This window comes from Pseudomonas sp. FFUP_PS_473, from assembly GCF_002858665.1.
GTDB lineage: Bacteria > Pseudomonadota > Gammaproteobacteria > Pseudomonadales > Pseudomonadaceae > Aquipseudomonas > Aquipseudomonas defluvii.
On record NZ_PJQQ01000033.1, the window covers coordinates 26,298 to 52,985 of the forward strand.

Below are 26,688 nucleotides of genomic sequence, written 5' to 3' on the forward strand. Positions count from 1 at the left end.
TTGTAGAGGCCACCGGAGAACCGTCATGTTCCGCCGTATTGCGTTACTTGCCTTGTTTGCCCTGTTGAGTGCTTGCCAGAGCAACAATGTCACCCAGGACTTCGACGCCAGCCGAGACTTCGCCAGCTACCGTAGCTGGGCCTGGAAAGAACCGGCCTTGCAGTACCGGCCCGACGATCCGCGCATCCAGAGTGACTTGACCGAGCAACGCATCCGCCAGGCCATCAGTGGTCAGCTCGATCAACGCGGCCTGCGCCCAGCGCAAGGCAGCAGCCATGCCGATCTGAGCGTACAGGCCTACCTGATCGTCGAAAACCGCCAGCAGCAGGTCACGACCAACTATGGTGGCGCATGGAACGGCTATTGGGGCGGCTACTGGGGCGGGCCGGCCTACAACGAAACCCGCAGCGTCGACTACACGGTGGCCACCATTCAGGTCGACCTGTTCGACGGCCATGACGGCAAGCTGGTCTGGCGCGGCAGCGCTGAACACGTCATGAGCAACTACCCGCCCAGCCCTGCAGAGCGCAGCAGTGCGATCCAGCAAACCGTCGCCAAGGTCCTGGCCAACTACCCTCCGCGCTGAGCTTTTTTTTCCGCCGTGGCTGAAGGCGTCTACCCTGAAAGAGAGAGCAGACGGCTCCTAGAATCAATCATCGAAAAGGATGGCAACTCACCCATGCAAAGCATCGTCCTGCTGCTGTGGCTCGCCTTGTGTGCCGAACAGGATGTACGTGAACGCGAGGTCGCCAATACCCTGACACTGGGTGCAGCCACGTGCGCACTGGCTTACCTGTTTACCACCGGGCATACCTGGATAGGCGCCGACGCCAGCGAAGGCGGCTGGGCGCTGGCCCTGGTCATGCTGCTGACCTTACCCGGCTACATGCTTGGTCATGTGGGTGCGGGTGACGTCAAGCTGCTCGCCGCGTTGGCACTGGCCACCGACAAGATGCATGTCCTGGGCACCTTTATCGGTGCGGGCGTGGCCTTGGTGATCTGGCTATTGAGCCGGCGCTGGCTGTGGTCGCTCTTGAGCCTGCGAGTGAAAAAACGCCTCACGCAACTGCGTGAAGCGTCATCGAGCAAACAGCCCTTCGCACCGTTCCTGATGGCAGGCTTTCTTCTGGCTGCGGTGTGGATCCAGTAACCGAACCGCCCCTGCTTAGCGCTCGCGCTTCAAAATGACACGCTTCCTGCCAGGGACCGGCGGCCAGTGCCCGCCAGATTCTGCGCCCCAGAACCTGTTCAAGACGTTGAAAATTGCCTGAGGGCGGTACGATCAACCGCTCACTCATGAACACCGGCACGGCCTCCGATACGCCAGTATCCCGACTGAGCACCTGCCCGCAGAAACAGGCCACAAGCGCTCCCAGTAGAAACGCCCTCACCAGGCTAATGGTAATGCGACTACTCATGTCGGCCCCCTCTGCTCAAACGACCACTCACAGTGTCTTTTCAGGCAGCGCCCCAACTCTGCAGCGGCATTCAATGGCTTCGTTAATTGACGGTAGCGCAAGGAAAACGAAATGCCATCCCGTACAGGTTTACAACTTCAGGCTGACGCTCACGGTAAAACGCGGCTGCCGATCGACGCTGTCAAACGCTGCATCGGCCAAAGGTTTGGCGATCTCCAATGACAGGTTGTAGTCACGCAAATCCCCCATGCGCACCCCCAGCGCCAGCGATGCCAGGTGCGCACTGCGTACATCCAGTTTGTTGAACCAGGCCTGGGCGGTATCCAGTACAGCATACGGTTGCACCACGTTCAGTAGGCCACCCTCTCCCATGACGCTGTAGTTGACCTCATAAGCCAAGCCCCATCCTTTGTCGCCAGAGGCTTGGTCGACCGGGTAACCTCGCCCAAAATACCGCCCACCAAACACGGCCCGTTCACTGTCCGGCAGGCTGTCGTCGCTCCAGTACAGAGCCCCCGATGCCACACCCTGCCAATTGTCGAAGAAACGGTCACGCTGGACGCCGGACACGCGCAGGCGCAAAAAATCCAGGTCGTAATCGCTGTTGGTTTTGGCCCCCAGGTAATCAAGCCCCTGGTACACACCTCCACTGATCATCCGCAGTTGCCGCTCATCAGCCTTGCGCCAATCCCCCTCAAAGCTGAGCACACGGGTATCGGTATCCGTTGAGGTATTGAGCGGCGTACCGTCAGCCCGATAGTCAATGCGGTCACGCACCGCGTAGAGCCTTGCCGCAACATTCAGCCATTCGTCAGGTGCGGCAATCAGTGGCTGGCTCAGCCCCGCCGATACGGTATCGCTACGCCAATCCCGCAGCAGCTCCTGGCCATTGCGAAGGTGTAGCGGCGTGTCCGACTCCGTGCGGAAGGTCGAGGCAGCCAGGTTCAACTGGCTGCCCTCGCTGTCCAGGTACTGGGCATAGTCGAGACGGTAGTAACGCTGATGATCATCGCCCGGCGCAAACAAGCCACCAACACTCAATTGCTCACCCAGCGCCGTCTGCGACTGGCTGTCCAGGCTCAACAGCGCTTGAGGGTCTGCACGGCTGCCATCGTTCAGTACCACTGCGGCCGCCAAGGGTTTGCGCGAGGCCCTGACGATCAACCGGGCAGCACCGTCCGACGGGCTGGCGGGGCTCAACAAGCCTTTCAGGGTCACGCCTGGGATGTGGTTCATCAAGCGGGTGTAGCGCTCAAAGGTCTGCTGGGTCAGTGGTTTTTCCGCTCTGATCCTCTCTGCCAGGCGTGTCACATAGGCCGACACCGGGCCGACATCACCGCGCAGTTCAACGTCGCGCACGTAGCCTTCAACCAGCACCACCCGCAAGGAACCTTCACTGAAGTCCTGATCCGGCACCACCGCATAAGACAGAAAATAGCCATCACGGTGATAACGCTCGGTCAATCGCGCCGTGGCCTCAAGCACCTCGTCAAGGGTGACGGCGCGTTCTATCAGGTCCTGATAGTTGTCTTTCAAATCACTCAGTGGGTAGACCGTACCACCCTCAAAATGCACCTTTCGAAACCACACCCGAGTACCGGTCGGCAAACGCAACAAAGGCGGTTTCGCAGGCGCGACAAACACATCGGCTGCGGCCGGGCGATAGGCATCGATCGGCAGGTTCGATGTCGGCAGGTAGCGTTCGATCGCACTGCGATTGAGGTCATTCTGCAAGGCATCGGCGCACACGCCACACCCCCAGGAAAGGCCCAGCAATGCGAGGGTCATCGAACGCATAGGACACTCCTTGACCCTGAATGTACGGGGCGGCTCGACGGTGCGTTTCGTCTAACCCAAGCGTAGGTGTTGCCCGAACAACCGTCTAATTGGCCATCCGGTCTACAGTTGCCAGAGGCAAGACGAGCACCCCTCGCCGCCTGCCGTTATAATCCGCGCCCCTTTTTTCTGGAGATTGCCATGCCCGCCCCTGCCTGGTGGCTGCTCTGCCTGCCGTTCGTCGCTGGCGCCTTTCTGCCGCTGCAAGCCGGTATCAACGGCCAGTTGGCCAAACAGGTGTCCAGCGTGCTCGCCGCCGCCCTGATTTCCTTTGGTGTCGGCACCGTCGCGCTGCTTGCGCTGGTGTTGCTGCAGCGCGAAGTGCCTGGTTTCAACGCACTCAAGAGCCTGACCTGGTGGCACTGGTGCGGTGGTCTGCTGGGTGCCTTTTTCATTACAACGGCCGCCTTTGCCGGCCCGCGCATTGGCGCATTGCTGTTCATGGCGCTGGTACTGGCCGGACAGCTGGCAATGGCCTTGACCCTCGACCATTTCGGCTGGGCCGGCTTTCGCGAAGCGCCGGCCAGCCTGGGCAAGGTCGCCGGTTTGCTGCTGGTACTGGCCGGCGTCTGGATGATTCGTCGCGGCTGAAAAAGCTGCGGCTCAGTCGTTGACCTGAAACTCGATACGCGCGGTCTGCCCGCTGGCGTCGAGTGCACTCAACTCATAACGGCCGGCCTGCTCGAAACTGACCGTGAGGCTATCCTGTGCAGCAGTCTCGCCCAGCGGCGCGCCGTTGAGGAACCACCAGCGCTGGCCACTGCCACCCAAGGCCGACACTTTCAGTTGCAGCGCGTCGCGACTGGTCGCCGGTCGGCGCAATTGGTCGCCGTTGCGCACACCAACAATCGACAACGGCGCGGTTGCGTCCGGCACCTTCGGCGGGCACCGTGGATCAATGGCCGGCAACCGTGCCTCGCGTCGTTCCCCCCGGGGCAACCACGGTTCCAGCGGCGCAGGCCACAAGGCGATGTCGCGTGCATGGGCACCGGGGCACGCCGCATCGACACGCAAGCCCTGGTCATTGACCCAGACCTTTTCCAGCAAGCCCACACTCAGGGGCTGATCAAGCGCCTGCAACGTCGGCGGCGTGGTGCCATCAAGCGTCCAGGCGAAACGTTGCCGCCGACAGTTGTCATCCTGCCGGGCCATCTGCTGGCCCAGTGGCCAGCAGATCGCTGCCACCCCAACGTTGGCCGGTACGGCTGCTACCGGTGCGGTGATGCCGCGCTGGCTGTCGCGGTTACTCAACACGTCATGCACCTGCAGCATCAACGGCGCCGCCGAGGCCAGGCCAAACTGGCCCGGCACCGGTGTGCCATCGGGGCGGCCGATCCAGATCCCGATCAGGTAGCGTGGGCCGACACCAATCGACCAGGCATCGCGAAAGCCATAACTGGTGCCCGTCTTCCAGGCCAGTTGTGGCCGCTGCACCAACTCGGCATGGGGGTCGAGGTCTGGGCGGGCCTGGCCACTGAGAATGCGCCGCGTGATCCACGCCGCACCCGGCGACAACAGGCGCCGCTCCAGCAGTGGGTCGTCGGGCTGCAAACGCAGCGCGGCACTCATGCCGTTGCGGGCAAAGGCACTGTAACCGCTGACCAGATCCTCAAGGCGGCTGCCCGCTCCGCCCAGGATCAACGACAGGTTGGGCTCGGCCAGTGGTGGCAGCGTCAACGGCATGCCGCCCTGACGCATCTGCGCGGCAAAGCGTTTCGGCCCATAGGCTTCGAGCAATTGCACCGCGGGTAGGTTCAGAGACAAGGCCAGGGCCGAACTGGCCGAAACCGGCCCGCTGAAACCCTGAGAAAAATTGCCGGGACGGTAGTCGCCGTAACGCCGAGGTACGTCCTGCAGCAGCGACTCGGAGTGAATCAACCCTTCATCAAGCGCCATCCCGAACAGGAACGGTTTGAGGGTCGAACCGGGTGAGCGCAGGGCACTGATCATGTCGACATGACCGAAGCGCCGGGTATCGCCGAGATCGACCGAGCCCAAGTAAGCGCGCACGGCCATGGTCTGCGACTCGACCACCAGAATCGCTGCCGACGTACGTTCAGGCAGGCGCGCGCGCCACCCCAGCAGCAGGTCCTCCAGACGGCGTTGCAGGGCGGCATCGAGGGTGGTGCGGATCAATGGCCGGCTGCCCGGACGGTTCAAGCGCCGGGCCAACAGCGGGGCCAGTGTCGGCTCCTGACGTGGCGCCAGCAACAGTGGTTCCTGCGCCGCTTCGGCAACCTGTTGCTCAGGCCACACCCGGTATTCGGCCAGCCGTTGCAGCACTTTGTCACGTGCAGCCTGGGCACGCTGCGGGTGACGATCAGGGCGCAGGCGGCTCGGTGCTTGCGGCAACACCGCCAACAGCGCGGCGTCGGCCGGGGTCAGTTGTTGGGGTGACTTGCCCAGGTACGCCCAGCTCGCCGCCGCGACCCCTTGCAATGTTCCGCCAAAGGGCGCGCGGTTGAGGTAGATCTGCAGGATCTCGTCCTTGGACAGGTGCCACTCCAACTGCGCGGTACGCCAGAGCTGGCGCAACTTGCCGGGCAGCGTTCTGGCATGCGGGTCGAGCAGTCGCGCCACCTGCATCGACAATGTGCTGCCACCGGACACCACGCGGCCACCCTGCAGGTTCTGCCAGACAGCGCGCCCCAAGGCCAAGGGGTTCACCCCGGGATGGCGATAGAACCAGCGGTCCTCGTAGGTCAGCAAGGCCTGCAGGTACAGGGGCGACACCTGCTCAGGAGTGATCGGGTAGCGCCACACGCCATTGGCATCGGCGAAACGCCACAACGGTGTACCATCCTCCGCCAGCACCACCCGGGCCAGGTCATCCGCAGGCAACGGCAGCGGCCAGATACGGTCGGCAAGCCATAGCAGCGCGCACAGCAGCAACCCACTCGCCGCGATGCCCGCAAGCCATCTACCCGTGCGACTATCAGGGCGAACTACGCTGAACATCACGTGCCGACACCTTGTTCCGGGCACAGGGAACCGAGCCGGCCCGTGAGTGGCCAAAGGCTGGAAAATGGCGAAGCTGCCATGATGATTATCAGGAAGCGATTATGCATGTAGAAGGTTTTTTCGAATGGCTCGGCCAAGCGCTGGGCGCCTTGATCCGCTTTGTAGTGGATGGCCTCAATGGCCTGTTCAGCCTGCTGTCCAACGCTGGCGGCAGCTTTATCGAAGGCCTTTCGCGCACGTTGGGCATGGACACCTCGCTGGTCAGCATCCTCACGCTGATCGTCGGGCTGCTGGTGCTGTACTCGGCGGTTCGCGCATTCATGCGCGCCTCGATCATTATCGGGATCATCTGGTTGCTGCTGGGGTTGTGGATTCTGAGCTGGGTGGTGCATTGACCACCCTCGCCGGCAAGGCCGGTGCCTACAGGACAGACATCACCCTGTAGGCACTGGCAGCAGACTCAGCGCTCCTTGACCACCAACGACCCACGCGCCTCGCCGACCGCCTGCCAGTTTGGCCGGTACATCGACTCGACCTGTGGCGGTGGCACCCGGTAAACACCCGGGGTCACTGCACGGGCCAGGTACAGCAGGTGCGTGGAGCCGTATCCGTCCAGGTCCACCGCCGCGACATAACGATCGTCACGGAACTCCTGATGCAGCAAGGTCGCGTTCTGCATCGCACTGTGCCACTCCTTCACCGCACTGCTGGCGTTGTCCAGGCTGGCCGCGCTTTGCGCCAGGTTCTGGTTCTCCAGCTCCAGGCCGGCAGGCAGCAGGTCGACCACCAAGGCATCCGGCACACGCTGACTGGCACTCACCGCCAGGTGTACCAACACCAGTTGGCCGCTCTTCAGGCCATTAAGGTCCAACGGCTGGCCGTTCATGCCCAGGTAATCGCGGCGGATGCTCAGGTTCTCGCCACCGGCCGGTGGCGCCACCTGTGGATAACCCGACAAGGTCAGTTGCTGGTAGAGGGTCTGGTCACCGTTGTTCTGTACGGTCAACGACTGAGCCAGCGCAGTGCTTTCAAGCTTCACTGCAGGCTGTGCCTGGCTCAGCTCTCGCACCTCGCCACCAGCCTCCAGGCGAGCGGTCCAGGGTTGCTCTGGCTTGCCGAGCAAACCGCGCCCGGCCAGGAACAGGGCGTTGCGCTCCTGCGTCGACAACCAGCGATTGGCCGCCAACAGGTCCGACAACTCGAACAACCGAGCCTCACGCTTGCCCGCCGCCAGGTTGTTTTCTTCCAGCAGGGCCAGAATCAAGGCCTGATCCCGTAGCGGGCTACCGTAGTCGCCCAGCCAGTAGCGGCTATCACGGGTAACCGCCAGCCCGGCCTGCATCGCCTGTTCGGCACGCGGTTTGTCGCCCATCTTGTCCAAAGCCACGGACAACTGCACCAGCGGCAGGCCCGAGCGCGCATCGCTACGACGCTCGAACAAACTGCGCAGGGCGCCCAGTGGTGCTTGCTGACTGCGCGCCAATACCAGCGCGGCATACGCCTGCACGGCAAAGCGGCTGTGCTCGGCGTTCTGGCTGTAGCGCACCTCGATCAGGTTACGCTCCTGCACGTAACGCAGCAGGCGCTCACTGGCCTTCTTCAAGGCTTCGGCCGGCACCGCATAGCCTTGATCACGGGCACGCAGGAGGAAGTCGGTGACATAGGCGGTCAACCAGTACTCTTCCTCACCGTCAGCACTCCACAGGCCGAAGCTGCCGTTGTAGCGCTGCATGCCCAGCAAACGCTCAATACCGACTTCGATCTTGCGCTGACGTTTATCCGCAGCCTCGCCTTTCAGGCCCAGGCGTTTAAGTGTCGCGTCATCGGCATAGAGCGAGGGGTACAGGCCACTGGTGGTCTGCTCGGCACAGCCATACGGGTAGGCTTCCAGCGCGCGAATCTGCTCGCCAAGGTTCAGCGGTGGGCGGCTGGACAAGGCCAGGCTCGCCTCAAGGCCGGCCGGCTCGAACACCGCCAGTTCCGACTGCGGCAGGCTCCATGGCTGATCGCTGAGCGTTGCGCGGTAATGCTTGAGCAGCGCCGGGTACGCCGGGCGTATGCCCAAGGTCCACTCCCGGCTGAACACGGTGTTCGGCTCGCCTGGCAGCACCAGGCCTTGCACCTGCACCTTGACCTGCCCTTGCCCCAAGCCACCAACGGCCTGCACCGGAATCAGCAAGGTCTTGCGCTGGCCTTCAGCCAAAGGCACTTGCTGCTCGGCGGCGCGCATCAGGCTGAGCTGACCATCTGCGCTGAACTGCACCGTAAGGTTCTGTGCCTTGCCGGAGAGGTTCGACAGGTCCAGCGCCAGGGTGGTGCGATCACCACCGGCGAGGAAGCGCGGCGCCGACAGCTCGGCAATCAGCGGCGCGGCGACGACAGTCTTGGCCTCGGCCATGCCGAAGCGGTCTTCGGTCCAGGCCTGGGCCATCACCCGCAGCTCACCGTTGAAATCCGGGATATCGACACTGGCCTGGCCTTCACCCTTCTCGTTCAGGGTCACCGGCGCGCTTTGCAGGGCAACGATGGTGACGCTGGTGTCCGGGCGCTTGCCACCTTTGGTCAGGCCGGCGTCACCACCGAATGCCAGGCTGGCCAGGCGGCCCTGACCGGCTTCGATCAACTGGCCGTAAATATCCAGTTGATCGGCCCCATAGGCCTTGCGCCCGAACATCGCGGCAAATGGATCAGGCGTTGCGTATTCAGTGATGTTGAGAATGCCAACGTCAACCGCTGCCAGCAGCACATGCACCTGTTTCGGCACACTGCCATCGGCGTTACGCGCCTGTACCTTGACCGTCAGGGGTTGCTTGGGACGCATCTTCTCTGGCGCCGTCAGGCTGACCGCCAGCTTACGCTCGGCACGCTCCAGTGGCAGGTGCAGAATACCCACGGCACGCTTGGGCGTGACGTTGGCCTTGCGCTCACCCGGGCGAATCACCAGGGCGCTGACATACAGATCGTGCCGCGCCCACTTGCGGTCCAGCTTGACCTCGAAGGCTTTGCCTTCGGCCGGCACGTCGATTTCCTCCCACCACAGCGGGCCATCGGCGGACTCGACCATCAAGTAACCCTTGCCTGCAGCGGGCGGGGTCACGGTGACCGTGGCGGTGTCGCCATCGGCATAGGCTTTCTTGTCCAGCGCCAGCTTGACCTGGTCTGGGCGTACGGCGCCGCCGTCGGTGTTGTCCTGGGCGCGGTAGCCGGCCCAGAAACGCAGGCTGCTGACCAACCCGGTGCGCGGGTCTTCCACCTCGACACGGTACGGGCCCCACGCGACCGGGAAGCTGATCTTGGCAGTACCACCGGCCTTGATGCTGACGGTTTCTTCGCTCTGGGTCAGGTACTTCTCGTTGAAGTTGTAGCTCCAACCATCGCTTTCGGAGTAGTTCCAGTAGTAGTCACGGCGCTCCTGCACCAGGCGCACGCGCAGGTTATCCACCGCCAGCTTGTTGCCGTTGCGGTCGGCGACAAGCAGTTCAAACTCGACCGGGCCGTCACCGTCGGTTTCCTCTCCGTCAAACAGGCCACGCAGCCCCGGCAGCCGCTCGGCAGGCCAGATCGGCTGTTCAAGCCGGCGAGTGATTGGTCGGCCTCCGGACTCCTGCAGGCTTGCCTGCACCGTCAACTGCAAAGGCGAACGGGCTTCGGACCATTTGCTCTCGATGCTGAGCGTGGCATCACCGGAGGCATCCAGGGTTGTTTCGTCCAGCTCCAGATCCTGGCTCAACTCCTGCTCGGTAACCGAACCGAACTGGTAGCCGGGCAAGGCCGGCACCGCCTCCCGCAGTGGGCGGATGTAGGCCTGGCCGCTCAGGCGATTGCCCGACGCTGGGGCGCCGTAGAGGTAACGGCCATTGACCGATATCTCGGCAGTTTCATCAGGGCTCAGGGGTGTCGGGCTGCCTTTGAGTTCAAGCGCCAGGCGCTCGGGCAGGAAGTCCTCGACCATGAAGCCGTAGACCTGGCGCTGACCGCCGCCGAAGTCGAAGAGCAACTCCCAACGCCCGGTCGGCGCTTCGCCAGCCAGTTGCAGGGCGTATTGATAAAGGCCCTCGCTACCCGGCTCCCAGACAAACTTGCGGCTGATCTGGTTATCCGGGCGACGCACTTCGACCGTGACCGGTTGCGGCTTGACCGGCTTACCGTCCTGATCACGCAGCAGCGCGTTGAGCAGCACCGTCTCACCCGGGCGATAAAGGTCACGCGGACCAAACACGAAAAACTGCAAAGGGTTGGCCAGAGGCCCGGTGATGTCGAACTCGGCCAGGTCCAGCGCGGCGTTGTTCAGCCGCAGCATCGTGGTGTGTTCAGCCTGCTTGGCCAACAGCACCTCAGCCTTGGCCGCTGCCGGCAACTGCGCGTGGCCGCTGCCATCGGTCTTGCCCTGGCCCAGCACACGGCCCTCGTTGTCGAGCAGTTCGACCTCCACACCGCTGAGGGCCTTACCGCCCTCCAGCGCCTGGGTAAACACATCGAGGCGGTTCTGATAACGGTGCGCCGACAGGCCGATGTCACTGAGGGTGAACAGTGTGGCCGGCTGCGAGTAGTTGTAGGTACCCGAGGCACGCATGACCGCCAGATAAACACCCGGTTGTTGCAGCGGCTTGAGGCCGGCGATCGGCAACAGCAGGGTTTCACGGGTATTGCGCGCCGGGTTCAGGTCGAAGCGACCGCCATAGACCAACTCGGCCATCGGCAACAGCTCGCGGGACTCATAGGTCTGCAGGCTGCTGTTGCGGCCCCACTGCCCCAGGAAGGTCGGCAGCGCTTCAGGCTTGATCCGGAAAAATTCGACATCGACCTTGTCGACGTTCAGCGCGATCACCGGCAGGCCTTCGGCCACGCGGGTCGGCAACAGCGAGCCGCGGCTGGCGAAACCGACAGTCGGCTCCAGGTCGCGGGTTTCCAGGCGGCTGACCGACTCGGCAGCCAGGCGCTTGCCATTCACCGCCAACAGCCCGGCGTCGATGGTCAGCACCAGCTTGCGCTTGGGCTCCAGGTGCCGCAGTCGCAGCTCCATCTGGTTATCAGAGAGCTCCCAGGCACCGTCAACCTTGCCCTTTACCGTATCGACTAGGTGCAGGCGCTCGGCGAATGGCTGCTGAGCGTCCAGTGGTGCGCTGAATGACACCGACAAGGTGCTCGATCCATCCAACTGCACCTCGGACACATCCACCACGCTCAACTCGCGTCCGGCGTAGCGTTGGGCCAGGGTTGCCGCATCTTCACGCGCGGGCTTGGGCGCGCTGGGCGCCGCCTTCTCTGCCGGTGCAGGCGCGGGTTTATCCACGGATGACGAGTCACAGGCACTCAATAGCGCCAGCGCACAGGCCAGCAACAATCCTTTGTTGAACATGGGAGATGAACTCTCTTGGGCAGCAGTGTCTTTAAGGGGTGAACTATATCTCATCAGCATCAGGGCAAGCGTGCGCAAATGCACGCTTTAGCCACAGGCCAGGCGCTCAGACCGCCTGTCGGCCCATTAGTGCCGTCTGTCCACTACAATGCGGGCTGACAAGGAGCCTGCATGACCTCACTGATCGCCGATTGGCGCGACCGCCCTACCCACCGTAACGTGTGGGCGCTGGCCGCGCCGATGATTCTTTCGAACATCTCCGTACCGCTGGTGGCCTTGGTCGACAGTGCCGTGATCGGCCACCTGCCCCATGCCCACCAACTCGGTGCAGTGGCTGTCGGCGCCAGCCTCTATACCGTCCTGGCCTGGGTGATGGGCTTCCTGCGCATGGGCACTACCGGCTTTGCCGCACAAGCCGCCGGCCGTGAGGACGGCGCTGCCTTGCGCCAGGTACTGCTGCAAGGGCTGGCACTGGCGCTGTGCTTTGCACTGTTGCTGGGCCTGCTGGCGATCCCCTTCAGCCACCTGGCGTTGAGCGTGATGCAACCCTCGCAGGCGCTGGCACAAACCACCCATGACTTCTTCCAGACCCGCTTGCTCGGCCTGCCGGCCGCCCTGGCCAGCTTCGCCCTGGTAGGCTGGTTCCTCGGCACCCAGAATGCGCGTGCACCGCTGGCGATCCTGCTGACCACCAACCTGCTGAACATCGTGCTCAACCTCTGGTTCGTGATGGGCCTGGACTGGGGCGTTATCGGCTCGGCGCGGGCTTCGGTGGTCGCCGAGTGGAGCGCTGCCCTGCTCGGCCTGGCCTTGACCCGCTCGGCCCTGCGCGCCTACCCGGGCAAACTGGCCTGGGCAGCGCTACGCCGCTGGCAGAGCTGGCGACCGCTGCTGAGCGTCAACCGGGACATCTTCATTCGCAGCCTGGCCTTGCAGGCGGTGTTCTTCCTGATCACCGTGCAGGGCGCCCGCTTAGGCGATGCCACCGTCGCAGCGAATGCCCTGCTGCTCAACGGCTTGCTCCTCACGGCCTATGCACTGGACGGCCTGGCCCACGCCGTGGAAGCGCTTTGCGGTCACGCCATCGGGGCCGGCGACCGTCCCGCCCTGCGTCGATCCTTGACCGTGGCGGCGGGCTGGTCGTTGCTGGCGAGCCTGGGGTTTGCCTTGCTGTTCATGCTTGGCGGCCACCTGTTCATTGAAATGCAGACCGACATCCAAAGCGTGCGTGAAACCGCCTTCGAGTACCTGCCGTACCTGGCAGTGCTGCCGTTGATCGCCGTGTGGAGCTACCTGCTCGATGGCCTGTTCATCGGCGCCACCCGCGCACGGGAAATGCGCAACGGCATGCTGCTCAGCGTCGTCCTCGCCGTCCCCTTTGCCTATGCCATAAGCGGGCTGGGCAACCATGGGCTGTGGCTGGGTTTTCTGCTGTTCATGGCCTTGCGCGGCGTGACACTGGGTCTGATGAGCTGGCGGATGCAGCAACGCAATGAATGGTTCAAAGAGCCCACCCACGCACTGAAATCCCGCTGATGCCATCGCAGGCAAGCCTGCCACACAGACAATGCAGTGCTCCACACTGATCCCTGTAGGAGTTGGCTTGCCAACGATGCGGGCGCCGCGCCTGAAAGGTCTGACCTCAGCGCCCCTTCGCCGCGTCCAGACTTTGCTGCTCCAGGCTATCGAGCAACGCGTCGACCAGCGCCTTGGCCATCTCCACCGAGTGCAAGGTTGACTGGGCGAAGCCTCGCCCGGACTCACTGGCCTGCTCGACCATCAACGGTCCCGTCAGGCTGGCGCACTTGAGGTACAGCCCGGCATGCACCAGTGCATCCTCAAGGTTGATACCCGCGCGTACGGCAAACAACGGCGGATGGCCAACGTCGCAAAGGCCGAAAGGCGTTTCGGTGGTTTGAAGGAGATGAAAATCGGGAGGATCAGGAACGATTTTTTTCATGCACGAGGTCCTTTTGAAGTGGAGCCACCACCCGATCATCGCCAAACAATAAGGTGGCAGCTGTACGCGGGTTGGCGAACCGAGACAAAAGGAAAACCCGGCAGGGCCGAAACCCTCCCGCGCACAGCCACCATAAAAATGGTGCGGACCTTTTGATTACCCCGAGTCGCCAAACCCGATCACCGAGATGTCAGTGACTCAGAAAGCCTAGTGACATGCTTCCCTTGGAGCAATCATCCGCACAACGACAGAATTCGTAGGATAGGTCCTAGGACAACTGCAGCACCAGCAGCGCTGTATTGCAGCATTTGTGAAGGCCGACTCCTGGTCTGCAGGAGCCGGCCTTGGCCGCGATGACAGCCGACGCCGTGTTACGAGGACAGGTACGAAGAACGCGTCAGGCCCAGGCGCAGGGCATCCAGGAACTGGGTGCGCTCGCGGGCACTGATCTTGGCGCTGGCGACCTTGTCGCGGTAGTGCGTCATCAGCTCTTCCGGCGACAGGTGCACGTAACGCAGCATGTCTTCGATGGTGTCGTGGGTTTCGATACCGGCGTGGTACACGCTGCCGTTCGGGTTCTGGTAGATGTTCACCGAATCGGTATCACCGAACAGGTTGTGCATGTCCCCCAGAATTTCCTGATAAGCACCTACCAGGAAGATACCCAGCAGGTAGTCTTCACCTTCTTTGATGCCATGCACCGGCAAGCTGGTCTCGATGCTCTGCTCGTCGACGTACTGGTTGATCTTGCCGTCGGAGTCACAGGTCAGGTCCTGCAGCACAGCGCGGCGCATCGGCTCTTCGTCAAGACGGTGCAACGGCAGGATCGGCAGTACCTGGCCAATCGCCCAGGTGTCCGGCAGGCTCTGGAACACCGAGAAGTTGCAGATGTACTTGTCGGCCAGCTTGTCGTTGAGCTCGTCCAGCACTTGACGGTGCGAACGCTGGCGCGCCTTCAGCGAGTTGTGCAGGCGGCGGCAGACGGCGAAGTAGCACTGTTCGGCCAGGGCTTTCTGGGCCAGGGTAATCTTGCCATCGGCATACTGGGCAGCGACGTCACTCATGTAGTGCGTGGCGCGCCAGTAGGTCTCGGTGACCATCTCGATGTCAGTCGGGCCAAGCAGGTCGATCAGCCATTGCACGGTTTCCGGCAGGCTTTCCTTGTCTTCGATGGTCGGCACTTCATCGTTGTGTTTCTCAACGTCCGTCACCTGCACTACGAGGACGGCGTGGTGGGCTGTCAGCGAGCGACCGCTCTCGGAGAAGATGTGCGGGTGCGGCAGGCCCTGCGCATCGCAGAACTCCTTGAGCATGCCGACCACGACACCGGCGTAGTCGTCCATGTCGTAGTTGATCGAACTGGCGTTGCGCGAGTGGGTACCGTCGTAGTCCACGCCCAGGCCACCGCCGACGTCGATGTGATCGACCGGCAGGTTCAGGGCGCGCAGTTCGCCGTAGTAGCGAATGGCTTCCTTGAAACCGTGCTGGTAGTCCGCCAGGTTGGCGATCTGCGAACCCATGTGGAAGTGCAGCAGGCGGATACCCTGATCCAGGCCGGCATCACGGAAGCGCTGTACCACCGAGATCAGTTGTGCCGCCGACAGGCCGAACTTGGATTTTTCGCCACCGGTGTCAGCCCACTTGCTCGAAGCCAGGGACGACAGGCGCACACGCAGGCCAACCTGCGGCTTGACCTTGAGTTCGGCGGCTTCTTCGATCACCAGCGCCACTTCCGACTCTTTCTCGATGACGATAAAGACGTTGTGGCCCAGCTTCTGGCCCATCAGCGCCAGGCGGATGAACTCGCGGTCCTTGTAACCGTTGCAAACGATAGTGCCGCCCTTCGGCGCCAGCGCCAACACGGCCAGCAGCTCAGGCTTGGAGCCTGCCTCAAGGCCGATGGACACGTCCTGGGTGGCGATGATGTTTTCCACCACCGCTTCCTGCTGGTTGACCTTGATCGGGTACAGCGCGGTGTACTTGCTCTGGTATTCCAGGCGCGCGATGTTGGCGTCGAAAGCACCGGTCAGTTGGCGTACGCGGTCTTGCAGGATGTCGGGGAAACGAACCAGCAATGGCAGCGACAAGCCGCTCTTGCGCAGTTCATCGACTTCCTCGAACAGGTCGATCGGCGCACTGCCCGGCCCGTTGGGGCGTACTTCGACGCGCCCGGCCTCGTTGATCGCGAAATACCCGGCCCCCCAATGGCGGATCCCATACACACTGCGGCTGTCCGCAACGGTCCATTGGCTGCCATCGTCTTTGCGTGTGCGTCGTACGGACATCGAAGTCCCCTATATAAAAAATCGAAGAACACCGGCCAGCCCGGAGCGGGCGCAGTGTAAATCCTGAAAATGACGGTCTTCCGTGTTCAGGGGTAGACCCTTCCTACGGGAACGAGTTTAGAAACGGGAATGCAAAAAATCGCGACGGGGCCGATCAGCCACCGGATTTTTTCGCCTTGAAGCCCTGTTTGACCAGTTCTGCCAGTAACAGCTCGACATGATCGCCCTGGATCTCGATGACACCGTCCTTCAAGGCACCACCGGTTCCACAGCGGCGCTTGAGCGTGCTGGCCAGATCCTTGAGTGCTTCGAGGGGCAGCGGCACGCCGCTGATGGTGGTAACGGTCTTGCCGCCACGGCCTTTGCTTTCGCGGCGCACGCGAGCAATGCCATCGCCTTCGGGGATGGCCGTCTGCTTGCAGATGCAGGCATCGATGGGTTGGCTGCAGTCCGGGCAATGCCGACCTGCATCGGTGGAGAACACCAGGCCGCCAAGGGCAGCGAATGATGCGGCTTTTTTGGCCACTTTTGATCCTCTATCGTGAGGACAAAAACTGGTCGATGCCCCGAGCGAGGTACCGACCGCGAAGCCCCACTCTGGCAGGGGCAGCGCAACCGGGTCTGCGAACAGTCCCGGCTTTAAAAGGCCGCGCAGTGTAACGACAAATGCAGCAAATGCTAAGTACAAATCTGCGCCATTTTAGGCAGATTTAGCGACCTCAGGATTGACGGTCGAGGTAACGTTTCAACGCGGCCAGTGAATCGGGGCAATACGGCTGCACCAGGCTGTCGGCCATGACCGCTTCCAGAGGTAGAAAACGAGCCTCGCTGACCTCCTCCGGCTGTAGCCGCAGGGGGCCGTCCCAGACGGCCGAGAACACCGCGCACCACAAACGGTTGTCGGGCTGATCGAAGAAAAAACGCTCATGGGCCGTCAGCTCAACACCGGTTACGCCCAATTCTTCTTCCAGCTCTCGCGCTGCCGAGGCGGCGTAGCTTTCACCCACCGCCACCATGCCACCAGCGGCCACATCCCAATAGCCCGGATAAAGCGCCTTGCTCAGCGTGCGCCGGTGCACGCACAGGTGCCCGGCCGAGTTGAACAGCAGAATGAACGTGCCACGACCGATCAAGCCGCGCTCGCGCAACTCGGCCCGTTGCATGGCACCCAGCTCGGCATCATCGCGGTCGACCCAGACGATGCGCTCAGCATCTGAAGCGGCGCGATGCGCCGCCTCGCGGGAAGAGATGGCCACCGCCTCAGCCTTGCGACAGCAGTTGGCGCAGGTCGATCACTGCGGCGTTGGCCCGGGAAATGTAGTTGGCCATCACCAGCGAGTGGTTGGCCCACATGCCGAAGCCACTGCCGTTGAGTACCATCGGGCTCCACAGAGGCTCTTGGGAGGCCTCCAGCTCGCGGATGATCTGACGCACGCTGACGGTGGCGTTCTTCTTCGCCAGCACGTCGGCGAAGTCGACCTCGATAGCGCGCAGCAGGTGCGACAGCGCCCACGCCTGGCCACGGGCCTCGTAGAACACGTTGTCGATCTGCAGCCACGGGGTCTCGACCACTTCCTCATCCAATTGCGGTACCTGGCCGGCAACCACAGACTCGGTTTTCAGGGTGGTATTGAGCTTGACCCGACCGACGCTGGCCGACAGGCGCTGGGACAGCGAACCCAGGCGCGTGGCGACATCGCCCAACCAGTTGTTCAGGTTGTCGGCACGGGTATAGAACTGCGCGCCCTGCTGGTCAGGCGAGGCCAGGCGGTTCTGATAACGGGTCAGGCTGTTGATGCCTTCCTGGAACTCCGACTCGCTCGACGGCAAGATCCAGCTCTTGTTATCGAAGTTGAAGCGCGGCTCGGCCTTGGCCAGGTCAGCATCCTCGGTGGACTGCGACTGGGAGCGGGCAAAGTCCTTGCGCAGGGCGCGGCTCAGGTCACGCACCTGGACCAGCACGCCGTACTCCCAGCTCGGCATGTTGTCCATCCACAGGCCTGGCGGGAAACGGTCGTTGGAGATATAGCCACCGGGCTTGTGCAGCAACGTACCGGAAACAGTCTTGAGGGTTTCGATGGTGGTATAGCCGATCACCATCTGCTTGCCCGTGCGCTCAGCTGCAGCCTGGGCGTTCTGCTGAACCGGGAACAGGTCAGGCTCCTCGCTCCAGTACCAGCCCAGGGCAATCGTCACCAACAGATAAAGGGCAATGAGTGTTCCCAGCGCCCGGCTGAACAACAGGCCGCTGAAATAGCTGCCCGCTGCTGTTTCACGGGTACCAGCCCGCTCGCTCGCCTCGGCTTTGCCTGTACGGTTTTTCCAGTCCAGCATGGCATTGTCCTTTCAGTCACGTCGGTTCAAAGGTTCGACCGCAAGCCCAGGCATTGCGCCGGCGTACCCTGTGCTTTTCACAGCCGCTCGCCTGCCGGGGGTCGGCATCATGCGTTGCACTATAAATCAACCCGACTGCTTCGCATAAGCGACTATCCGGTCACAAACTGAATTTGCAGGCAACGCGGTAATTTGACGCAAGACACGCGATCGCCTGAAAAGTAGTGCTAGCATAGAGCCATCACTGGAACTCAGCCTCACCCCTATATAAGTAGTCAGGATATGACCGAGCCAGAAGACCCAAATCGTGAGCGCCTCAAACAGCACTTTGCCCAGCGGGTCATTCACCAGGCTCGGCAGATACTTGAGATCTGGCAACGCCTGCAGCGTAGCGAATGGTCGAGCAATGACCTCGGTGAACTGTGCGAAGCCAACCTGCGACTGCAGCGTTATGCCGAGCGCTTTGACCAGCCTGAGCACAGTCAACTGGCCGAGGCAATAGGGCAAACCCTGAAGGCCATAGAGGCTAACGGTGCGCGCCTGAGCAGCGGCTTGATCAATGAACTCAACCGTCTGATGCAACGCCTGTCGCGCACTGGCTTGCGCCAGGGCGACCAGCTTGAGCAGACCCCGCTGCCGCCGCTGCGCAAGCCGGTTTACATCATGCTGCAAGACCATGACCGGGCAGAGCGACTGGCGACGCAATTGGAGTTCTTTGGCCTAGGGGTACAGGGGCTGAACAGCGCCGAAGCCTTTCGGGCCTCGATGGCCGAGCGTCTGCCGGCTGCCATTGTCATGGACGTCGACTTCACCGGCAGCGGGCAAGGCCTGCATCTGGCGGCCCAGGCTCAACAGGGGCTGGAGCAGCCCCTTCCGCTGTTGTTCTTCAGCCTGCACGAAACCGATACGCCGACGCGCCTGGCTGCCGTGCGTGCTGGCGGCCAGGAATTTCTGACCGGCACGCTGGAAGCCTCCAGCCTGCTGGAAAAGGTCGAACTGTTGACCAGCGTGACTCAGTACGAGCCGTTCCGGGTACTGGTCATTGATGATTCGCGGGCTCAAGCCATCTACACCGAGCGCTTGCTGAACAACGCAGGCATCGTTACCCGCACCCTCACCGACCCGATTCAAACCATGGCTGAGCTGGCCGACTTCCAGCCAGACCTGATCATCCTTGATCTGTACATGCCAGGCTGCACGGGGCCTGAGCTGGCCAAGGTCATCCGACAAAACGACCGTTATGTCAGTGTGCCGATCATTTACCTATCGGCCGAGGACGACCTGGACAAGCAGCTCGAAGCCATGAGCGAGGGCGGCGATGACTTCCTGACCAAACCCATCCGTTCGCACCATCTGATCACCACGGTACGCAACCGTGCGGCGCGAGCCCGCAACCTCAATGCACGCATGGTCCGCGACAGCCTCACCGGCCTGTACAACCACACGCACATCCTGCAATTGCTGGAAGACTGCAGCTTCCGCGCCCGTCGCGAAGAGCGCCCATTGAGCTTTGCAATGCTCGACATCGATCACTTCAAGAAGGTCAACGACAGCCACGGCCACCCCATGGGCGACCGCGTGATCAAAAGCCTGGCGCTGTTTCTGAAACAACGCCTGCGCAAGACCGACTTTATTGGTCGCTATGGCGGTGAAGAGTTTGCGATTGTCATGCCCAGTACAGACCTGAATGCCGCACACAAAGTGCTGGATGAGATCCGCCAACGCTTCTCCGAAATTCATTACCCGGCTCAGCCGCGCGACCTGTACTGCACGTTCAGCGCCGGGGTTGTACAACTGAACGATGGGCTCGATGCGTTGAGCATGGCAACCGCCGCCGATGAGGCGCTGTACCGGGCCAAGGCTGCAGGACGCAACACCGTGCTGCGCAGCGAACCATAAAGGCAATGTGCCAGTTTTTTTAGTTCTTCCGCGCCTTCGTCATAACCTCGTAACAAAAACGCAATAACTTCAGAGGCTTACCATTCAGCCGTTGGTAGACCCTGGATATGCGCCTGAAGCTGCTTACCAATCTCAACACCTTGTTGCTGGTCACCGTCTGCCTGGCCTTGGGCGCGACACTGTGGTGGTCACAGCATGCACTGGAGCGCCCCTATCTGCTGATGGAGCGCTACCTGGGCCTGTCCCAGCAGTTTCAGAACCAGGCCGCGCGCAACATTCAGGACTACCTGAATAGCGGCGATGCGCTGCGCCATGCTGAAGCACAGCAGGCTATCGTCGACTTGCAGGCACAACTGAGCGTTCTCCCCGACGACCTGGCCGCTCGCCTGCGCCCAAGCCTGGACAGCCTGCAGGCGTTCACCGGCTCCGAGCTGCTGGCCGCCGGCAAGCTTGCCGGCGACCCTCAAGCCCTGTTGCTGCAAGCCGAACGCGAGCTTGGTGCTGCACTTGAACAACTGGCGCAGTATGCCCAGAGCAGCAATAGCCCCGACGCTGGGCACTACCCACAAGCGCTGCTCAATGCCAGCGTGCATTTGGGCAGGCTCTCACTGGCACGCGACAAGTTGGTCAGCAGTGGTCGCAGCGAACTGGCCGACGAGGTAGAGCGCGAGCTGCAAAGCATCGTCGGCCAAGCCCGCGCCCTCGACCAGTTGCCATTGCTGGGCGTCACCGCCAGCACAGCCTCGAGCACAGACGACTTCGCCGCGCTGATGGGCTTGCAGAGCGAAACCACCGCCGTCGCCGAAGACAGCGGCATCGCCCTGAAACGCGAGCTTAACAGCCTGCTAAGCCGTTATCCGGGCGAGCTTCAACGCACCCGCGAACAGATTCAACGCCGCGCCGAGCTGGCCAACAGCACCCATGAGCGCATTGCAGCAGTACAACAGGCGATTGCCGAACTGGAGCCAGGCGTGCGTAGCCAGCACGCGCAGATACAGGGTGAAGTACGCCTGATCCAGGGTGTCATGATTGCCATGATCCTGCTGATTGCCCTGTTGATCGACACCCTGCAAAGACGCTTGACGCGGGTGCTGACCAACCTCTCCCCGGCACTGTCGCGCTGGGCGGAAGGCGACTTCAGCCAAACCATCGCCCTGGGCGCAACCAACCGCGAGCTGCGCGATATTCAGGACTCGCTCAATCGCCTGCGCATCTATCTGGTGGAACTGGTTGGCACCTTGCGCAGCAATGCCGAACAAGTGGCCGGCAGCAGCCATGCCCTGGCCGACATGAGCAGTGCCCTGCACGATGGCGCCGAGCGCCAGGCCGGAGATACAGCGCAGATACGCGACGCGCTGGGTGAGCTGGAGGCCACGATTGTCCAGGTCGCTGGCGATGCCAGCCAGGCTGCCGATGCCAGCCGCAGTGCCGGGCGTGCCGTCGAGCAGGGGCAGCGAGTCATTGGCCAAAGCCTGACCGGGCTGCACTCGCTGGTCGGCGAGGTGCAGGGCAACGCCCAGATGATCGAACAACTGGCTCAGGAGTCGGCAACCATCGGGGGTGTACTGACGGTGATCCGCTCGATTGCCGAACAGACCAACCTGCTGGCCCTCAACGCGGCCATCGAGGCCGCACGGGCTGGCGAGATGGGCCGGGGGTTTGCCGTGGTCGCCGAAGAAGTCCGCTCGCTGGCGCAGCGCACGACGGGGGCTACTGGAGAAATTCAAACGCTGATCGAGCGCTTGCAACAAGCCGCACGCCATTCGGTGGAAGGTATGCGTGCGCAGGTTGAACATGCTGAAGCGACCGCCAGCCAGGCCCAGGCCGCCGACGGCGCACTGGATGAAATCGTCGGGGCAATCCAGACCATCGCTGCCACCGCCGAGCGTATCGCAGATGTCACGGCTCAACAGAGTGGCGCGGTCAGTGAAATTCGTGATCACAGCGAGCGCATCCACACCTTGGGTGAAGACAACCTGCATCGTATCGGCGAGGGCCGTGAACAGGGCGAACAGTTGCTCAGGCTGGGGGGCGAACTGAACACTGCCGTTCGCGCATTCAGGGTTTGAGTGGCGCACCGGATGCCTGTAAAGGCATCCGCGGGATGTAAGGGGGTGCGCGGCGCCTGCACGTCTCGGCACACTCCGCTATGATGCGCCCATACCCGTTCCGCGAGATTGTCATGCGCCGTCTGCTTTGCCTTCTGTTTATGCTCCTGGCCCTGCCCGTTGCCACCGCCGGCCTGCTCGACAGCCGTCCGAGTGCAACGCTGGGCGCCACCACGCTGAACAACAGCGCCGATTTCCTCCCAGTACGCGAAGCGTTCAAGCTCAGCCTGGTCAAGGACGATGCGCAGTCCATCACCCTGCGCTTCGTCGCTGCCGAGGGTTACTACCTCTACCGACACCGCTTTCAGTTCCGTAGCGAACCCGCCGACATTGCACTGGGAAGCGCACAGCTGCCCAAAGGCGAAGCCAAGCACGACGAATTCTTCGGCGATGTCGAGGTGTATCACGGCATCCTCGACATAACCCTGCCACGGGGCGCCGATAAACGCGCCTTCACCCTGCTGGTAACCTACCAGGGCTGCGCCGACAAAGGCCTATGCTACCCACCGGAAACTGAGCGCCTGAGCATTTCGGGCAGCGGCGCGGCGCCAGCCGACACGGCAAAGACCAGTACCCATAGCGACTGGAAAGCCTTGCTGCTGTTCTTCCTCGCCGGCGTCGGCCTGACCTTCACCCCGTGCGTACTGCCAATGCTGCCGATTCTTTCCGGCGTGGTGTTGCGCGGCCATATTGGTGGGTGGCGAGGCTTGAGCCTGTCACTGGCCTACGTCCTGCCGATGGCCGCCTGCTTTGCCCTGCTGGGCGCATTGATGGGGCTGTTCGGCGCCGAACTGAACCTGCAGGCGCGCCTGCAATCGGCCTGGGTACTGGTGCCGTTTTCGCTGTTCTTCGTGGTCTTTGCCCTGGCCATGTTCGGTCTGTTTGAACTGCGCTTGCCGTTGGCAGTGAGCACTCGCCTTGACCATATTGCCGGGCGTACACGCGGCGGCTCACTGCTTGGTGCGGCGGTGCTTGGCATCCTCTCCAGCTTGTTGGTATCGCCCTGCGTATCCGCACCATTGGCCGGCGCCCTGCTGTACATCAGCGCCAGTGGCGATGCGCTGGGCGGCGCGCTGAAGCTTTTTGCCCTGGGCCTGGGCATGGGGGCGCCGCTGCTGTTGGTCGCCACCGGCGGTGCCGCCTGGCTGCCAAGAAGCGGCCCTTGGCTGGTCACTGTGAAAAATGCCATTGGTGTCTTGCTGCTGGGTTTGGCCATCGGCCTGCTAAGCCGGATATTGCCGGGCGAAGTGACCCTGGTGCTGATCGGCTTGCTGACGGCGGGTGTCGCACTGTTCCTCGGTGCCCTTGAGTTCATCGAGAAAAGCCCGGCCCGACGCCTGACGCAATTGCTCGGCCTGTTACTGCTCGCCTATGCAGTGGCCTGCTGGTATGGCGCCTTCAGTGGCCAGACCGATCCGTTCAGGCCACTGGGCAAAACGCACCTGCCAAGCAGCGCCAGTGCCATCGCCAGCGCCCAGGCCGACGCATGGCAGAAGGTGCACACACCCGCAGCACTCGACGCCGCCCTGGCCGAGGCCAAAGCGGCAGGGCAACCCGTGGTGCTGGATTGGTACGCCGACTGGTGCATCAGCTGCAAGGTGATCGAGCGCGAGGTACTGAGTGCACCTGCTGTCCAGGCGCACCTGGAGGGCTTTCGCTTGATCAAGTTCGACATCACCGAGAGCACCGCTGAACAACGCGCCCTGCTCGACCGCTACCACCTGTTCGGCCCACCTGCGCTGATGTTTTTTGCGGCGAACGGCAGCGAAAAAACCGACGCCCGAGTGGTTGGCGAGACAAACGCCGGCGAATTTGCTGAACATCTGTTGCGCATTCGTAGCGAACTGCGTCTATAACTTGCTGTGGTCGTAAAAAGCGGCATGCATGACCAAAATTAACAAAATGGTCATATATTTTGCGTGAATCTCGCTCATCGTGCTGGCTATTGCAGGTAACTGGACACTGCCCCGTGCTTGCGGCATAGTCGCCGCGCTGATGTGTTCGCACGAATAAAAAAGGATCCGCAGATGGCAACGCTACTGGTACTGCATGGCCCCAATCTGAACCTGCTTGGCACCCGCGAGCCTGGTGTTTACGGTGCCGTGACCCTGGATCAGATCAACCAGGACCTGGAACAGCGCGCCCGTGCCGCTGGCCACCACCTGCAGTACCTGCAGAGCAATGCCGAGTACGAGTTGATCGACCGTATCCACGCCGCACGCAACGAAGGCGTGGACTTCATCCTGATCAACCCGGCGGCTTTTACGCACACAAGTGTCGCATTACGTGACGCGCTGCTGGCGGTGAGCATCCCATTCATCGAAGTGCATTTGTCTAACGTGCACAAGCGTGAACCTTTTCGCCATCACTCCTACTTTTCAGATGTCGCCGTAGGCGTGATCTGCGGCCTGGGCGCTAGCGGTTACCGGCTGGCCCTGGAGTCTGCACTGGAGCAATTGGCAGCGAACGCAAAGCCCTGATAACGAGTACCTGGCCCATTGGCCGGGCTCATAGAAACGTTTGATTACACGTTTATACGCCCCTGACCGAACCTTGGGAGTTGATGATTCATGGATATCCGTAAAGTCAAGAAACTGATCGAACTGCTGGAAGAGTCCGGCATCGACGAGCTGGAGATCAAGGAAGGCGAAGAATCCGTACGGATCAGCCGCCACAGCAAGACTCCAGCTCAGCAGTACTACGCGCCAGCCCCTATGGCTGCTGCCGTCGCACCTGCCGCTGCACCCGCTGCTGCAGCCCCGGTTGCCGAAGCTGCCGCCGCGCCAAAACTGAACGGCACCGTGGTTCGCTCGCCAATGGTCGGTACCTTCTACCGCAAGCCTTCGCCAACCTCGCCAAACTTCGCTGAAGTTGGCCAGACCGTGAAGAAAGGCGACACCCTGTGCATCGTCGAAGCCATGAAAATGATGAACCACATCGAAGCTGAAACCAGCGGTGTGATTGAATCCATTCTGGTAGAAGACGGCCAGCCGGTTGAGTTCGACCAGCCGCTGTTCACCATCGTTTGAACCGCGGAGAGCCAACGATGTTGAAACCTGCGAAGTTGGAAAAAGTTCTGATCGCCAACCGCGGTGAAATTGCCCTGCGGATCCTGCGTGCCTGCAAAGAGATGGGCATCAAGACCGTCGCCGTACACTCCACGGCTGACCGCGAGCTGATGCACCTGGGCCTGGCCGACGAATCGGTTTGCATCGGCCCGGCTTCGGCCAGCCAGTCCTACCTGCACATCCCGGCAATCATCGCCGCGGCTGAAGTGACCGGCGCTACCGCCATTCACCCAGGCTACGGCTTCCTCGCGGAAAACGCCGACTTCGCCGAGCAGGTAGAAAACTCCGGGTTTGCCTTCATTGGCCCAAAAGCCGACACCATTCGCCTGATGGGCGACAAGGTTTCGGCCAAGGACGCCATGAAGCGCGCCGGTGTACCGACCGTACCAGGCTCCGACGGCCCACTGCCGGAAGACGAAGAGACTGCACTGGCCATTGGCCGTGAAGTCGGCTATCCAGTGATCATCAAGGCCGCCGGTGGCGGTGGTGGTCGCGGCATGCGTGTGGTGCACAAGGAAGAGGACCTGATTGCCTCGGCCAAACTGACCCGTACCGAAGCCGGTGCTGCGTTCGGCAACTCCATGGTCTACCTGGAGAAGTTCCTGACCAACCCACGTCACGTGGAAGTTCAGGTACTGTCCGACGGCCAAGGCAATGCCATCCACCTGGGCGACCGTGACTGCTCGCTGCAGCGTCGTCACCAGAAAGTGCTGGAAGAAGCACCAGCACCAGGCATCGACGAGAAAGCCCGTCAGGAAGTCTTTGCCCGCTGCGTCCAGGCGTGCATCGAGATCGGCTACCGTGGTGCTGGCACCTTCGAGTTCCTCTACGAAAACGGCAACTTCTACTTCATCGAAATGAACACCCGTGTTCAGGTGGAGCACCCGGTTTCGGAGATGGTCACAGGCATCGACATCGTCAAGGAGATGCTGAGCATCGCCGCTGGCAACAAGCTGTCGTTCACCCAGGAAGACGTCGTGATTCGCGGCCACTCGCTGGAATGCCGGATCAACGCCGAGGACCCGAAGAAGTTCATCCCGAGCCCAGGCACGGTCAAGCACTTCCACGCGCCAGGCGGCAACGGCATCCGTGTCGATTCGCACCTGTACAGCGGCTACAGCGTACCGCCGAACTACGACTCGCTGATCGGCAAGCTGATCACCTACGGCAAAGACCGCGACGAGGCCATGGCCCGTATGCGCAATGCCCTGGACGAGATCGTCGTTGATGGCATCAAAACCAACATTCCACTGCACCGCGACCTGGTGCGTGATGAAGGTTTCTGCAAAGGCGGCGTGAACATTCACTATCTGGAACACAAACTGGCTAACCAGGAGTGATCCGAAAGTGATGTACAGAAGCCCCTGACCGAAAGGCCAGGGGCTTTTTGTTGTGCGCCAGGCATGGCGCGTTGCGCGTTAGCGCAACCCGTTTGGCTGTGGTGGCTGAATGGGTGACTT

General features: G+C 62.1%; 19 protein-coding genes. 11 read left to right on the top strand and 8 right to left on the bottom strand.

From position 1 onward, the window contains the following. Window positions 1–25 precede the first annotated feature (25 nt). Window positions 26–586 (top strand): DUF4136 domain-containing protein, encoded by a 561-nt coding sequence (locus CYD26_RS19885; RefSeq protein ID WP_065757966.1) that lies wholly within the window; start codon window positions 26–28, stop codon window positions 584–586. A gap of 93 nt (window positions 587–679) precedes the next feature. Further along, window positions 680–1,150: a prepilin peptidase gene (locus CYD26_RS19890; RefSeq protein WP_065757965.1), complete on the top strand. Its 471-nt coding sequence runs from the start codon at window positions 680–682 to the stop codon at window positions 1,148–1,150. A gap of 397 nt (window positions 1,151–1,547) precedes the next feature. Here the strand turns inward: CYD26_RS19890 and CYD26_RS19895 are convergent, their stop codons facing one another. Next, window positions 1,548–3,215, bottom strand: a complete 1,668-nt coding sequence (locus CYD26_RS19895) for a ShlB/FhaC/HecB family hemolysin secretion/activation protein (RefSeq protein WP_102053413.1) — start codon at window positions 3,213–3,215, stop codon at window positions 1,548–1,550. A 180-nt stretch (window positions 3,216–3,395) separates the two neighbouring features. On the opposite strand from CYD26_RS19895, the gene CYD26_RS19900 reads away from it, so the two are divergent. Then, the gene (locus CYD26_RS19900; protein ID WP_065757963.1) at window positions 3,396–3,845 is read left to right on the top strand and encodes a DMT family transporter; all 450 of its coding nucleotides are present in this window, start codon (window positions 3,396–3,398) and stop codon (window positions 3,843–3,845) included. 12 nt (window positions 3,846–3,857) lie between these two features. Here CYD26_RS19900 and pbpC read toward each other — a convergent pair whose 3' ends face one another. Beyond that, a complete protein-coding gene (pbpC, locus tag CYD26_RS19905; protein WP_102053414.1) occupies window positions 3,858–6,212 on the bottom strand; it encodes a peptidoglycan glycosyltransferase PbpC in 2,355 nt (784 codons plus the stop codon). Window positions 6,213–6,316: 104 nt separating this feature from the next. Between pbpC and CYD26_RS19910 the strand changes: the two genes are divergently transcribed. After that, window positions 6,317–6,610 carry a hypothetical protein gene (locus tag CYD26_RS19910; protein WP_065757961.1) on the top strand — a complete coding sequence of 98 codons (294 nt, stop codon included), beginning with the start codon at window positions 6,317–6,319 and terminating at the stop codon, window positions 6,608–6,610. A gap of 65 nt (window positions 6,611–6,675) precedes the next feature. Here the strand turns inward: CYD26_RS19910 and CYD26_RS19915 are convergent, their stop codons facing one another. Continuing rightward, a complete protein-coding gene (locus CYD26_RS19915; protein ID WP_102053415.1) occupies window positions 6,676–11,574 on the bottom strand; it encodes an alpha-2-macroglobulin in 4,899 nt (1,632 codons plus the stop codon). Window positions 11,575–11,745: 171 nt separating this feature from the next. On the opposite strand from CYD26_RS19915, the gene CYD26_RS19920 reads away from it, so the two are divergent. Further along, window positions 11,746–13,110, top strand: a complete 1,365-nt coding sequence (locus tag CYD26_RS19920) for an MATE family efflux transporter (protein WP_099773445.1) — start codon at window positions 11,746–11,748, stop codon at window positions 13,108–13,110. Between the two features lie 106 nt (window positions 13,111–13,216). Here the strand turns inward: CYD26_RS19920 and CYD26_RS19925 are convergent, their stop codons facing one another. The 5 genes from CYD26_RS19925 to CYD26_RS19945 all read right to left on the bottom strand — a co-directional run bounded on the left by CYD26_RS19925 (window position 13,217) and on the right by CYD26_RS19945 (window position 18,153). Beyond that, window positions 13,217–13,534: a DUF3077 domain-containing protein gene (locus CYD26_RS19925; RefSeq protein ID WP_102053416.1), complete on the bottom strand. Its 318-nt coding sequence runs from the start codon at window positions 13,532–13,534 to the stop codon at window positions 13,217–13,219. A gap of 371 nt (window positions 13,535–13,905) precedes the next feature. Further along, a complete protein-coding gene (speA, locus tag CYD26_RS19930) occupies window positions 13,906–15,819 on the bottom strand; it encodes an arginine decarboxylase (protein ID WP_065757958.1) in 1,914 nt (637 codons plus the stop codon). A gap of 154 nt (window positions 15,820–15,973) precedes the next feature. Then, window positions 15,974–16,345: a translation initiation factor Sui1 gene (locus CYD26_RS19935; RefSeq protein WP_065757957.1), complete on the bottom strand. Its 372-nt coding sequence runs from the start codon at window positions 16,343–16,345 to the stop codon at window positions 15,974–15,976. 193 nt (window positions 16,346–16,538) lie between these two features. After that, on the bottom strand, window positions 16,539–17,075 hold the full coding sequence (locus tag CYD26_RS19940; RefSeq protein WP_099773444.1) for an NUDIX hydrolase: 537 nt from the start codon (window positions 17,073–17,075) through the stop codon (window positions 16,539–16,541). 4 nt (window positions 17,076–17,079) lie between these two features. Beyond that, window positions 17,080–18,153, bottom strand: a complete 1,074-nt coding sequence (locus CYD26_RS19945; protein ID WP_099773443.1) for a DUF2333 family protein — start codon at window positions 18,151–18,153, stop codon at window positions 17,080–17,082. Between the two features lie 282 nt (window positions 18,154–18,435). Between CYD26_RS19945 and CYD26_RS19950 the strand changes: the two genes are divergently transcribed. The 6 genes from CYD26_RS19950 to accC all read left to right on the top strand — a co-directional run bounded on the left by CYD26_RS19950 (window position 18,436) and on the right by accC (window position 26,568). Then, the gene (locus tag CYD26_RS19950; RefSeq protein ID WP_102053417.1) at window positions 18,436–20,052 is read left to right on the top strand and encodes a PleD family two-component system response regulator; all 1,617 of its coding nucleotides are present in this window, start codon (window positions 18,436–18,438) and stop codon (window positions 20,050–20,052) included. A 1,289-nt stretch (window positions 20,053–21,341) separates the two neighbouring features. Continuing rightward, on the top strand, window positions 21,342–22,121 hold the full coding sequence (locus CYD26_RS26025) for a methyl-accepting chemotaxis protein (protein ID WP_371917251.1): 780 nt from the start codon (window positions 21,342–21,344) through the stop codon (window positions 22,119–22,121). Window positions 22,122–22,234: 113 nt separating this feature from the next. Beyond that, a complete protein-coding gene (locus CYD26_RS19960) occupies window positions 22,235–24,016 on the top strand; it encodes a protein-disulfide reductase DsbD (RefSeq protein WP_102053419.1) in 1,782 nt (593 codons plus the stop codon). 171 nt (window positions 24,017–24,187) lie between these two features. After that, a complete protein-coding gene (gene aroQ, locus CYD26_RS19965; protein WP_065757952.1) occupies window positions 24,188–24,640 on the top strand; it encodes a type II 3-dehydroquinate dehydratase in 453 nt (150 codons plus the stop codon). 90 nt (window positions 24,641–24,730) lie between these two features. Further along, a complete protein-coding gene (gene accB / locus CYD26_RS19970) occupies window positions 24,731–25,189 on the top strand; it encodes an acetyl-CoA carboxylase biotin carboxyl carrier protein (RefSeq protein ID WP_065757951.1) in 459 nt (152 codons plus the stop codon). Between the two features lie 17 nt (window positions 25,190–25,206). Further along, window positions 25,207–26,568, top strand: a complete 1,362-nt coding sequence (gene accC, locus CYD26_RS19975) for an acetyl-CoA carboxylase biotin carboxylase subunit (protein WP_065757950.1) — start codon at window positions 25,207–25,209, stop codon at window positions 26,566–26,568. Window positions 26,569–26,688: the final 120 nt, after the last annotated feature.